Consider the following 12,492-nt stretch of genomic DNA (forward strand, 5'->3'; position numbering starts at 1 on the left):
TTTCTTCTGAGGTGCTTGCATGTCTTTGATGTTCAAAAGTTTACATATAACCTTAGTGCTGTTTCTGCTCTCAGTAACCTGTGGACCGTTTCTGGTATCAGCGCAAAGTTACTACCCTGCCAGCGAGATCAGCCATTGGCAGATGAAGTGGCAGGAGGGTCCGGGAGACAGCGGGCGTAAGATTCCTCTGAGGGAAACCGAGGGATGGATGGAAGTTGAAGCGAAGACAGAGATGCCTCAGCTGCCTTCCGGGGTATCCTCCGCCTGGACGAAGCTAACACTGCCCTCATATAGCTACGCAGCCCCTTCCGTCTATATTGATGCGATCTATGCCCTGCATGTCAAAGTGTACGTGGAAGAGCGTCTGATTTTTGAGAGCGACCGCAGCTTTATTAAGGATAATTATTCGCTGCTTGTGCCTCTGGATATGACGGACAACGGCAAAACGATGTATATCTGGACGGAAACCCTGAAGGACCGGATTGGAATCAAGGATAAGATCGTGGTCGGTGAGCATAGTGTTCTGATCAAGGATTATATTAAAAATGGACTTATCGATGTGATCCTGGGCGGCGCCTTTGTGTTCGTGGCGGTGGTCCTGTTTGTCTGCTCATTTTATCTGAACAAGGAGTACTTCCCGGTTGCAGCTTCCTTAGCCATAGTGATAGCCTCCACCGGAGTGCTGTCTATTACCTACTCACCGTTTACATATACCTTCTACAGTTATCTGGGACCGGTCAGCGTGGTGTTCTTTGACGTGGCGCTATTGTCGCTGTTGCCTTCCCTGACCTTTCTGTTTGAGAAAATATTCGGCGGCGGCAAATTCGGCATCATCCGCTCATTCCGCAAATTCGAGTCCGTTTACTCCCTTTTTTGCATCCTCTGTCTGATTATTAATACGCTCTCCGGCGACCGGATTTTGGAATTCTACTATTTTGTCTCAACTAAGATTCTTGGGATCATCATGATCCTGCAATTCATTCTGCTAATCGCCTGCGTGATCATATTCTCCCTGAAGCGCAATAAGGATGCCATCATTTTCGCCATTGGTTTCGGTACTGCAGCATTAACCGGAGCCTCGGAGCTGGTCTGGTATTATGTTAAGGGCGGAAATTATGACCTGTTCTACTGGAAATGGGCGCTGGTTGTATTCATCCTGTCACTGATTGTCATCCTGGGCCGGCGGCTGGCGCAGAATCATCAGCAGGTGGTGAAATATTCGCGTGAGCTGGAGCTGTTCAACAATGAACTGCAGCGTTCGGAGAAAATGGAGATTATCAGCGAGCTGGCAGCGTCTGTAGCCCATGAGGTGCGCAACCCGCTTCAGGTTACCCGGGGGTTCCTCCAGCTGCTCAGCGAGAAGTCGAACGGCGATGAGCGGAGATATCTGTTCATGGCTCTCAGTGAACTGGACCGTGCAGCAAGTATTATCACGGATTTCCTGACCTTTGCCAAACCGGAGTTTGAGCAGATTTCCCTGCTTAACGTGAACGAAGAATTCAAGCATATCCAGAGCATACTCTTGCCGCTGTGCCATTTAAATGGAGGCAAAATGATTCTGGATGTTGAGGATTGCTTATGGGTTAAGGGCAACTCGTCCAAATTCAAGCAGGCGCTGATCAATATTATCAAGAATAGTATCGAATCACTGGGAGAAGACGGCGCGATCCACCTGCTGGCCTATGGTAAAGGGGATAAAGTATACATTCATGTCAAGGATAACGGGGCGGGGATGGAGCCTGCGGTCCTCAGCCGGCTGGGTGAACCGTACTTCTCTTCCAACAAAACAAAAGGTACGGGTCTTGGACTGATGGTTACCTTCCGTATTATCGAGGCGATGGAGGGTGAAATCCGCTTCATGAGCAAAAAAGGAGCCGGAACCGAATCCATCACCATTCTGCCGCGTGCAGAAGGTCCGGATGATTCCAACTCCCTATTAGCTTGATTTCATTAGTGAAAGTTACCAGATGCCGAGCGCAGAGACATTAGTCTTCATCATTCCGGAGGCCGGACTTGGAGGAATAACGAGATAGAACTCATTGGAGCCTTCCTCTACTGTCTTAAGTGTAATGTTATCAGGAAGGGTAATGCCGAGCACTTCTTTGAGGGCTGCTTTCGGATCTGTGAGTAGTCTCTGTTTGAAACTCGGATCTTCCCAGGCCTTCTGAATCACTTGATTCTTAAGAATTGCGTCTGACAATACAATCACCCTTTCAAAATGGTTATATTTTCCTGATAAGCATAACATAGGCCAATCTATAATTCTATTGCTTTTTTATATATTTTATAAAATATTCATATTTTTGGTTAACCAATAATTGAGCCCTCCGCTTTGCAATAATTGCTTCTCGGCTTCGATCGCTGCGGCCATATGCTGCAGGTTCTTCACCAGCACCTGATGGAAGGATAACAGATGGGGAAGCTCCAGCGTGAAGGCTTCCAGTGTGCTGTGATTAACCAGAGCTGTCCCCGCATACGAAGCAAGCCCGCCATTTGTGAAAATAAAATCCTTCACCGATGATTTAGTGAGCGGTACTCCTTCATCCTCCCCATGGCAGCGTGCCAGCGACAGCAGGCAATTGTAATTTCCCTCCTCCAAATCCTGTTCCCAATCCTCATAGTCGTCAAGCATCTGCAAGGTCAGCAGTACGCCATGAATCATCTCTTCAGCTTCAGTTATCAGGTGGGATTGGTCTGAGAGCAGCAGTGCCGCCGTGCTGGTAAGCTTAAGCGGACTGGCTTTGTGGGAGATACGGAGGCGGTCCCTCAGGAAATAATCTCCGCCGGCTTCACCGCTTACACTGTCTGCCCACTCCGAGATATAACGCCCAAAGTATGACCAGAACGGGGAATCCGCCGGGAAAAGCGGACGGTAAATATTCAGAAACTCGACATAGAGCAGATTGGCCAACGGCAGTGCCTGTGCAGCGGAGAGCTCATTACTGTCCATCAGATCATCCTGGAGGAAAAAATAAAGCATAAAAAAGACGTTGCCGACCGACATTTGACGGGTCAGGGGGATACTCAGGCCGCATCTGTCCTGCAGCCAGTAGGGGAGAAGATAACATATGTAATTTTTGTGGCTTCCTGCCCTAAATACGTTAAACTGATCAAGATAGGACAGGCCTTGAGCATTAAGCGGCTTGGGAAACGCTGAGATAACCGTACAGCTCTCCTGAAAAACCAGGCGGAGCTCGTCCTCGTAATCATGAAGCCAATCCATAGGCTTGTCTCCTGTCAACAATGTATTGTTCTTCTACTATTAGGAAAAAAGTGGGTATTTGTCATGATTATAGTCCTAGATTCAGCCTATTTCAATCCAATTTTGGAAATGAGGTCCCTGGGGGTCTAACGGACTATTTAACCGCAGAGATTATAGGCTTGGAGAAGGCTGGAGCAACAGAATAACACTATGTGAGCAGTGCAGAAAGGAAGGATGTTAAGCATGGATATTATCAGGTTCGGACTGGTGGGCGGAGGCTGGCGGGCTGAATTCTATCTGCGGATCGCCAGAGCACTTCCGGAGCGCTTTGCCGTAGGGGCAATGTACGTCCGTAATAAGGATAAAGCGGAAGCATTGAAGAGAATCTGGGGAGTGGAAGTATATACTTCAATCGATACGTTTATTGAAGCAGGCGGCTATTCCTTTGCTGTTATCTGCCTGAAGCGGGAGGCCAGTAAAGATTACATCATTAGACTGGCGGCGGAAGGGATTCCGCTCCTGGCGGAAACCCCGCCGGCGCCGGATCTGGAACAGCTCACTCAGCTATGGAATGCGCTGGACCGTTCAGCCGTTATCCAGATAGCCGAGCAGTATATGTTCCAGCCGATGCATGCAGCCCGGATCAGGCTGGCCCGCTCAGGACGCCTCGGGACAATCAGTCAGGCGCAGGTGTCAGCGGCCCATGGATATCACGGGATCAGCCTGATCCGGCAGCTGCTGGATCTCCGCTTTGAGAATGTGAGTATCCGTGCACAGCGTTTCGGTTCTTCGATTATTAACGGCCCGCAGCGCAGCGGGCCTCCGGCTGCCGAGGAGCTGGTGCAGACCGAGCAAACGCTGGCTGTCCTGGATTTCGGCGGCAAGCTCGGGGTCTATGATTTCACCCGTGACCAGTATTTCTCCTGGATTCGCGCTGGCCGGGTGCTCGTCCGGGGGGAACGTGGAGAGATGATGAACGATGAAGTCTCCTGGCTGCAGAGCTATGACACTCCAGTCTACAGCAGGCTGAGCCGGATTGATGCCGGCCACGGCGGGAACCTGGAGGGCTTATATCTCAGGGGGATTATGGGGGACGGGGAGTGGCTGTACCGCAATCCCTTCATTCCTGCCCGGCTAACGGAGGAAGAAATTGCTATCGCCGAGAGTCTGGACAGAATGCAGCGGCACGTAGAGGGAGGCCCTTCATTCTACAGCCTGGCCGAGGGTAGCCAGGATCAATATCTGGCGCTGCTGATGGAGCAGGCTGCGGCAAGCGGTGAGATTGTCCGCTCTACTACTCAGCCTTGGGCGGCCGAGTGACCAACTGGCGGATGGCGGATGGAAGAGCGGAGCAGGATCAGGGAAGTGCCGGATGTAGTGAACAAACGAGTCCCCATTCCACTATTGTGGATAGGGACTCATTTGTTTAGAGATCATGAATGGTTGGGTACCGCATTCCAGTACAACTTCGATCAGAATTCCTGCACGAAATACAACATTCTTCGAGATATATAACCCTTAACCGGAGATTGTTGTAGAAAATACAGCATTTCTCCTCTTCCAACCGGCTTAGCGGGGGAATTGTTGTATTCCATACAACATTCCTTCTAAAAGCCCGCCTATCAGGAGGTTAAAGTTGTAATTCTTACAACATTTTTTTGCGCTTACCTCTTCTGATCACACTAAGCGCGTGTATAGTCCTGGGACTAGCTCTATCCTTGTACTTCAGCCTCACTGAGCTTGGCTGCAAGCGCAACATACTCTCCGCGCAGGCGGACCAGCTTCGACACACTTTGCTCCAGGCCGCCGAGCCGGTTGCGGCGGGTCCATAGCTGCCGGTAATGATGTAGCAGGAGATCCAGATCATGGATCAGCTCTTGAACGAGTGCCGCATCAATCTGCGGCGTTGCCCCGGCCATCTGTTTCTTAAGCCGGGTCAGCTGCACGGCATGCTTCACAAAGTGAATCCCGTTGCTTAGCTCTTCTGCGACAAGACCGGCATCATCGCATTCCAGGGCGAGCCCTTCAAGCTTTGCTTCTATGCCGGTGATGTAATGCTCAAGCTGCTGAAGCTGCTCTCCGGTCATCTTCTCTGCCAGATGCACATGACCCAGACTGCTGCGCAGCAGCATGGACATTTCCGTATCATTCGGGCGGAGGGTTCCGGATTCGAAGGTATAGTAATTTCCGAGGTCGAGCAGTAATTGCCCGATCGCTCCGGAACGGTCATGGAAGATGGAGGTGTTCAGGTATTCGGCAACATCCGCTTCAAGGTTGCCCTCCACATTCCAGGCCAGTGCAGCCCCGTATACGAATCCGGCGTAGCTGACCGGCAGATGCTGCCAGTGGCCGAAATCGCCCCAGTCTGTAATCAGATAGCCGATTGCACCATTACGTTTGCCGTGGACTGCCGCGCTGCGCAGATTAGCCAGCATATTGTCGGTCCGTCCGGTAAGTGAATTCCAGGAGCTGGTTCCCGGACAGACATAGAACGGAATCTCCGCTTCACGGAACTTCAGGGTATCCGCTTCGAACGGATGAGCGGCGCTGTAGCCCCATTCCATGGCGATAATATCCTTCGGCAGGCGGGGAATCAGCTCCGGATGCTGGATAATGATATCACCCCAGAACTGCATGGTTTTACCGCGCTCCGTAACGAGCCCGTGAATTTTCTCCAGGAAAGAGAGATAGAGCTCGCCTTTACCGGCGGAGTCAGCCTTCGCTTTGCTTTTGCCAAGTCCCAGTTCATAGGTCTCGTCACATCCGACATTGAATAGCTGCGAATGGAAGTAAGGAAGAAGGTCATCATACATTGTGCCCAGAAGCTTCAGTACTTGCGGATCTTCCGTATCGAAGGTTCCGGGATGCATGAACAGCCCGTCGGGATACAGATCGCTGTCATACATATGATCAGGGAGCATGAAGCCTTCGGGAATTTCGGCCAGACTATTGAATTCAGGACGGGTCAGCCAGCCCTCCATATGGCCGAAGCTGTTCTGGTTAGGCACCAGCTCGATATAACGCTCACGGCAGTAGGCATCCAGCAGCAGAATTTCCTCACCGGTAATGGGCGTTTCCAGCTCCCAGACCTGCGGAAAAGACTCATAGGCAAATGGAACTCCTTCTATATATAGCTGTAACTGATTCAGCTTCAGATCGGACATCAGATCAATGATCCGGTACAGGGTTTCCAGCTTGGGGATTTTGTTGCGGCTGATATCGATCATGAGTCCCCTGGCGGCAAAATCCGGCTGATCACGGATAACCAGCTGGGGAATACTTCTGGCATACTGCTCCAGCAGCTGCTTCAGCGTACCGGCCGCATAATAAGCGCCTTCCGGGGAGCCATAGGCAATGGTGATTCCGTGTTCATCAATGTGAATCTCGTAGGCTCCGGCCGCCAGCAGGGCATTATAGCTGAAGGTAAAGGCGGAAACGGTGGAAGGGCGTATCCCCACCGACAGAGACAGACGGAGCTGAACCGCCTGTAGAGTAACCTGTTGAAGCTTGCGTGCTGCCGGGAGTGCGGTTTGATTCCTCTCACCGGCCAGAACAATACTCCCCTTGGCGGGAATGAGAAACTGGCCTTGGGATACTGTGACCTGCTGGGGGTAAGGGAGCAACTGTAAATTACTGTTTTCAGGCATAGCGTGGACACCTCTTATTCATGTAGAATATGATCATCTTCATTACAACCATATCACTCCTAAACAGGTGGAGGAATGCAATGTATGCCCAAGCTCATGGATTATATGATCAGTCCCTATCCGATCCGGATTATCGATCCCAAGGTTGAGGCTTCCAGGCTCCGGCTGAAGTCGATACGGATAGGGCAAGCGGGTCATCTGCCGGGAAGAACGCTTTTTCGTTCAGGTGTGGTGTTCGAGCACTGGGCGCTTGTATACATAGTTTCGGGTGGCGGTTCTTATAGTGAGAACGGAGGCAAGGAGCAGCAGGTCCGTGAAGGGAGCCTGTTCTTTTTCCGTCCCGGCTGCACCTACAGTTTCGGACCGCCTTCAGGAGGGGATTGGGATGAATACTATATTAATTTCGCCGGAAGCCGTGTCACGGAATGGCTGGAGACCGGAATGATAGCCGGCGGGGCTGTCTGTCAGGCGGATGGGGTGCAGGGACTTACGGCCTTGTTTGAAGAGGTTCTGGGGCTAATGGACGGCGGGGCTCCCGGAGATGCGGACCGGGCGGCCATGAAGCTCGAAGAGATGCTGCTGGAATGTTCACTGCGTATCCAGGGCAATAACCGGCTCCTGCAGGCAGAACCTATGTCTCATATCCGCGAAGCGCTGAATGCCTGCATCTATGAGAAGCCTGATCTGCCTAGAATCGCTGCAGGTCTGCACATCTCCATGTCCACACTCCGTCGTACGGTCCGCAGAAGCAGCGGTTACCCCTTGCATGAATATATCCACCGTCTCAAAATGGCAGAAGCCAAACATCTTCTGCTCAACACTTCCCTGCAGGTACAGGAAATCGCGGGAATGCTTCATTATAGGGATTCCTTCTATTTCTCAAGGCTGTTTAAGAAATATATGGGCATTTCTCCGCAGAACTGCCGCAGCAACGTATAAAAACCGACATAATTCTACTTTATTTCTGGATATATGTCGTAATTTGCAGATTATTGTTGACATGCTGAAAAAGACAGTGATATGATTTAGAACATATTAGCAGTTTTTTGAATAGTTCTTCTAGACTATGCCGGAGATGAAGCCATGAGAGAATATTACTGCATCAGTTGCCGCAGTCTCCATAAGGTGGACGCAAGAAACCATACCTTACGTATTCTGTCCACCGGGTATCATATCGTTGGCGAACAGCGTTACCAGATTTGCATATGTAATAAGGCCAAGCAGCAAACAGCCTTGCCGGCGGTGACTGAGTAGACTGCAGATGACAGAATGATCATGACGGTTGTGAATATTATATAACGAACAGCCTGTCCCTCCAGGGGGACAGGCTGTTTGTCTTGTGCAGGAAATCATTGTTAGACCATGAATGCGCTATTATTTGGAATTATGGATATAACTGAGTGCGATTTTGTAAAAAAAGGTTAATGACATGCTTTTTATTTTAAAAGTAAACGCTGTCATTAAAAAGCGAAACTTGTTATTGTGATTTTTCTCATGTATGATGCTTTTAAACATAGCTTAGAATAAGCTCGAATTTTCCACAAACTGGAGAATAGGGTGGTGGGATGAAAATTAAAGCAACAGCCGAAGACAGAATGATCGCCTTTTACAGAACCATTTCTTTGTCCCTCACATCGTTTATGTTCCTCATGGTTCCTGCGGGGCCTTCCGTAATATACAAATCCCTACTAATCATTGTGCTATTCTTATTTGCTCAAGTATTCACTTTCTATTACCGGAGGCTTCGTGCAAGACCGCGTATTCTTATGCTCGTTATCTGTATAGAGCTGGCGGGAATCATTGTGTTGACGCTATTTACAGGGGGATATGACAGCCCGTTTAAGCTGTATGTGCTGAGTCCCGTCCTGATTGCTGCTGGATCGCTATCATACTATTTTGTCTGGAGCCTGCTTCTCGGGTATTTCGGCATCGTTGCCGCGCTATGTTATTTTCTCCCCGGATCTACGGGGAAATCTTTCTCCGAAATCGTGCTTACGAACGGCAACATGTTTCTAGCCCTGGCTCTTGCGGTTATAGTTATGCAAATGGTTAACGGGATAAAGCGGCAACGGGAGGAAGCAAACGCGCGGACCAACGATACCATGGAACATATCAAGTCGCTTTATCACATCGTGGAAACATCGAGCCAGCATGATTTCATGAACATAGGCCAAGTCATCACCGACTACGTTGTAAAGCTTACCAAGCTGGAGAAGGCCTTGTTCTGGTTCGCGAAGAAGAGCGGAGAACCCGCTCCGGAGAGCCGGCAGACGGGCTGGCAGCATGAGGAAGAACGGTTTCTGTTCATGGAGCTGGAGAAGCATGAGCATGAATGGAGGCTGCAGCGGGAACCGGTATTCAAGAGTCTGCCGGGTCTTGGGGATTTCCTGCTGATGCCGGTAAGGATGAGTACACGTTTCGTCGGGATGATCGGCGTGAGGCTGGAATCCTCGGAAGGGCTGGAAGGCCGCAGATGGTATATACAGCAGCTGATGTTCCTGTCGGAGCTGAGTGCGATTATTCTTGAGCGCCATGAGCTGGGCGTGATCGAGAACCGGCTGATCATCACGAACGAACAGAACCGGATAGCCGATGAAATGCATGACAGTGTATCGCAGAGCCTTTTTGGCATTGTATATGCTACGCATTCCCTGAAGCAGTCCTGGCGCAAAATGTCCGAAGGCGAGCTGGAGGAGCAAATTGAGCTGATCCACGATTCAGCCACCAAGGTGGCCAAGGAACTCAGGATCACCATCTACAGCCTCAGCTCCAAGAAGAGCGGCGGCCCCAGCTGGCTTGGCATGGTGCGCTCCCATCTCAAGAGCCTGTCCCGGCTCAACGATGTGGAAATTGAACTGAAAATAACGGGGGATGATTTCAGTCTCCCTTATCCTTACCACAAGGCGCTCTTCCGGATAATCTCCGAAGCGACAGGCAACGCCATACGTCATGGTGCAGCCAGCCGGGTGGATGTTGAATTGTCCCTGAAGCCCAAATGGATCAGACTATCGATTATCGACGATGGCGTCGGATTCGATACGGACTTGATCTGGACCGAGTCCGAGGATAACACCGGCGGACTGGGAATGAAGAATATGCAATATTTGGCACAGTCCCTTGGCGGTGACTTCCAGTTGTCCAGCAGTGAGAATGCAGGCACCAGAATTTTGATCTCCATCCCTGTCGGTGTGGCTGAACTAAAAAATGCATAAACTTTAGACAGGAGGTCGTTCAAGTGAAAATCGTCATTGTTGATGATCACCCTTTGGTGAGAAGAGGATTGGCTGCTGTGATTTCAATGCAGGCTAATCTGGAGTTTGCCGGTGAGGCTACGAATGGCCAGGAAGCTCTTCTCGTTATAGAAGAGATACAGCCTGATCTTGTGCTGATTGACCTGAAGCTTGCCGATGAATCGGGTCTGGACATTATCAAGGCAGCCCGTATACGCGGAATTGCCAGTAAGTTCATTCTGCTTACGTCCTCCGCAAGCCGGGAGGATTTCCTGAAGGCGGAAGAAGTGCTGGTAGACGGTTACGTGCTGAAGGAAGCTTTGCCGGAGGAATTGCTGTTTGCGATTCAATTGGTGCACAAAGGCAGAAAGTATTATGATCCCGGCCTGATGGAAGACAAGATGCGGATGAGCGGCAACAGTCCAACGGATGAATTGACACCGAAAGAGAAGGAAGTGTTGATTGAGCTTGGGCAGGGGGCCTGCAACCGGGAGATCGCTTCCCGCTTGTTCATCAGTGAATTCACAGTCAAAAAGCATGTCAGCCAGATTCTGGCGAAGCTTCAGGTAGCGGACCGGACGCAGGCAGCATTATATGCCAATGCGGTTGGGCTTACCAAATACGAGATGTCGTACGACTAAGGTTACCTCATAACGGATGGTTCATGAACACGGACAGTGATGTCCGTGTTTTTTTTGTGCCCTTTGGTCCCTACCCTACCATGAGCATCTGAACATTTTCTGAACAGTTTCTTTATCTTTCAAAAGCATGAAGTGACACGTGAAGTAGGTAACGCTACCGGAGGCTGTTAGTTATTACCAGTCGTATGGTACTAAAGTATACCATCCCTACCCTCTTAGGGACTAAACGGCATCACACGAAAGTGAAGTGTAAAGGGATGCTATGAGGCATGTGACAAATGTTGCGCGTTGATAGAATAAAAGCAAGAGTTCTGAAATTTTCATGATTGCTTTCAAAATGAACACATGCGGAAGGAGGGTTACTGTGGAAAAGACGATTTTGGATTACATTAACCTGATTAAAAAAAGATTATGGTTAATCACGGTGTTCGTGCTTATCTCCTGCGCCACCACCTTCTATGTCAGCAAAAACTTCGTTGTCCCCGTCTACTCCGCCTCTGGACAGCTACTGGTCAACAACGTCGTAAATGTTCCCGAGAGCAACAATCTCAACGCACTCAACTTCAGTCTTAACCTCATCGAGAGCTATAAGGAAATCATGAAGTCACCAACGATTATGAAGAGTGTGATCGCGGAGCATCCCGAATTCGGTCTGACGGCAGGCCAACTCGCTGCCAAGCTGCAGATCAAATCCTCAGAGAAAAGCCAAGTGATTAATCTGAGTGTGCAGGATGAGGATTACGCCACCGCAGCTACGATCGTAAACGCGGTCTCACAAACATTCATCCGCAGCCTGCCGGCACTGATGAATCTGGACAATGTAACGTTCCTGACCCCGGCGGACCCGGCGAATCAGCCTGGACCGGTCAATAGCGGTTCTACCATGAACATTATCATCAGCTTTGTAGTCTCGCTGATGGCGGCAGTAGGAATCATCCTGCTGATGGAAACGCTGAACGGTACATTGAGATCCGAGAAGGAAGCAGAGTTCGATCTTGGCCTTCCGGTCATTGCCAGTATTCCGGCAATCCGTAAACGTGATTTGGGCAAAGCGGGAAATGCCAAGGCAAGAGTAGGGGAGGGCGCTTATGTTACGGCTGAATAGAAGTTTGATTACGGACATGAACCCGTCCTCGCATATCTCTGAATCCTTCCGCTCGCTGCGTACCTACATCCGCCAGCTCGGTCTGCTGAAGGGCAATGGTGGACAGGTGCTGCTCTTCACTTCTGCGGAAGGCGGGGAAGGCAAGACAACGATTCTCTCCAATCTGGCCGTATCCTTTGTCCAGGACGGCAAGAAGGTTGCCGTTGTAGACTGCAACCTGAGGAAGCCCGGACTGCACAGTGTGTTCGAGGTAGAAGGAAGCCAAGGGCTGGCCGCTTATCTGGCCGGTTATGAGGAAACCAAAGATATTGCCGTATACGGTAGCCTGGCTAATCTGGCCGTAATTCCTGCCGGTATTACCAGTGTCAGTCCCCCGGATCTGCTCGGGAGCGACAAGATGTCAGCCCTGCTGGAAGAACTGAAAGCAAGCTTTGATCTGATTCTGCTGGACTCGCCGCAAGCGGTGGAATTCAGTGACGCCCGCATTCTGGCTCCGCTCTCAGACGGTGTAATCATCGTGGCCAGACATGGCCGGACGAAGCGTGAGTCTCTCCGCAAGCTGAAGGCTCTTATGGAACAGACAGGTGTGAGAATTCTCGGAATTGCGATGAACCAGACCAAATAATGTACTGAAGCGGCAAGGTGAATGAAACTTTTGGGAGGTATG

At 50.4% G+C, this 12,492-nt stretch carries 10 protein-coding genes; 7 read left to right on the top strand and 3 right to left on the bottom strand.

The window, feature by feature from the left end; genetic code table 11:
• Window positions 1–28: 28 nt before the first annotated feature.
• Window positions 29–1,945, top strand: coding sequence for a sensor histidine kinase (locus tag P40081_RS05505; RefSeq protein ID WP_231575288.1), 1,917 nt, complete (start codon window positions 29–31; stop codon window positions 1,943–1,945).
• Between the two features lie 15 nt (window positions 1,946–1,960).
• On the opposite strand, the gene P40081_RS05510 is transcribed toward P40081_RS05505, so the two are convergent.
• Together P40081_RS05510 and P40081_RS05515 are read right to left on the bottom strand one after the other, a co-directional pair.
• On the bottom strand, window positions 1,961–2,200 hold the full coding sequence (locus tag P40081_RS05510) for an NHLP leader peptide family RiPP precursor (RefSeq protein ID WP_039302970.1): 240 nt from the start codon (window positions 2,198–2,200) through the stop codon (window positions 1,961–1,963).
• An 84-nt stretch (window positions 2,201–2,284) separates the two neighbouring features.
• Window positions 2,285–3,223, bottom strand: coding sequence for a hypothetical protein (locus P40081_RS05515; RefSeq protein ID WP_042133934.1), 939 nt, complete (start codon window positions 3,221–3,223; stop codon window positions 2,285–2,287).
• 222 nt (window positions 3,224–3,445) lie between these two features.
• On the opposite strand from P40081_RS05515, the gene P40081_RS05520 reads away from it, so the two are divergent.
• The gene (locus tag P40081_RS05520; protein WP_052421683.1) at window positions 3,446–4,522 is read left to right on the top strand and encodes a Gfo/Idh/MocA family protein; all 1,077 of its coding nucleotides are present in this window, start codon (window positions 3,446–3,448) and stop codon (window positions 4,520–4,522) included.
• 392 nt (window positions 4,523–4,914) lie between these two features.
• On the opposite strand, the gene P40081_RS05525 is transcribed toward P40081_RS05520, so the two are convergent.
• Window positions 4,915–6,849 carry a beta-N-acetylhexosaminidase gene (locus P40081_RS05525; protein WP_042133938.1) on the bottom strand — a complete coding sequence of 645 codons (1,935 nt, stop codon included), beginning with the start codon at window positions 6,847–6,849 and terminating at the stop codon, window positions 4,915–4,917.
• 84 nt (window positions 6,850–6,933) lie between these two features.
• Between P40081_RS05525 and P40081_RS05530 the strand changes: the two genes are divergently transcribed.
• The 5 genes from P40081_RS05530 (at window position 6,934) to P40081_RS05550 (ending at window position 12,450) form a co-directional block, all read left to right on the top strand.
• Entirely contained in the window at window positions 6,934–7,788 is an 855-nt protein-coding gene (locus P40081_RS05530) for a helix-turn-helix domain-containing protein (RefSeq protein WP_042133940.1), read from the top strand.
• A gap of 863 nt (window positions 7,789–8,651) precedes the next feature.
• Complete coding sequence (locus P40081_RS05535; RefSeq protein WP_231575289.1) at window positions 8,652–10,061, top strand: sensor histidine kinase; 1,410 nt, start codon at window positions 8,652–8,654, stop codon at window positions 10,059–10,061.
• A gap of 23 nt (window positions 10,062–10,084) precedes the next feature.
• Window positions 10,085–10,720, top strand: a complete 636-nt coding sequence (locus P40081_RS05540; RefSeq protein WP_042133942.1) for a response regulator — start codon at window positions 10,085–10,087, stop codon at window positions 10,718–10,720.
• A gap of 364 nt (window positions 10,721–11,084) precedes the next feature.
• Complete coding sequence (locus P40081_RS05545) at window positions 11,085–11,825, top strand: YveK family protein (protein WP_042133944.1); 741 nt, start codon at window positions 11,085–11,087, stop codon at window positions 11,823–11,825.
• The gene (locus P40081_RS05550) at window positions 11,809–12,450 is read left to right on the top strand and encodes a CpsD/CapB family tyrosine-protein kinase (RefSeq protein WP_042133946.1); all 642 of its coding nucleotides are present in this window, start codon (window positions 11,809–11,811) and stop codon (window positions 12,448–12,450) included. Before P40081_RS05545 ends, P40081_RS05550 begins: the two co-directional genes overlap by 17 nt.
• Window positions 12,451–12,492: the final 42 nt, after the last annotated feature.

This window comes from Paenibacillus sp. FSL P4-0081, assembly GCF_000758565.1.
GTDB lineage: Bacteria > Bacillota > Bacilli > Paenibacillales > Paenibacillaceae > Paenibacillus_AQ > Paenibacillus_AQ phytohabitans.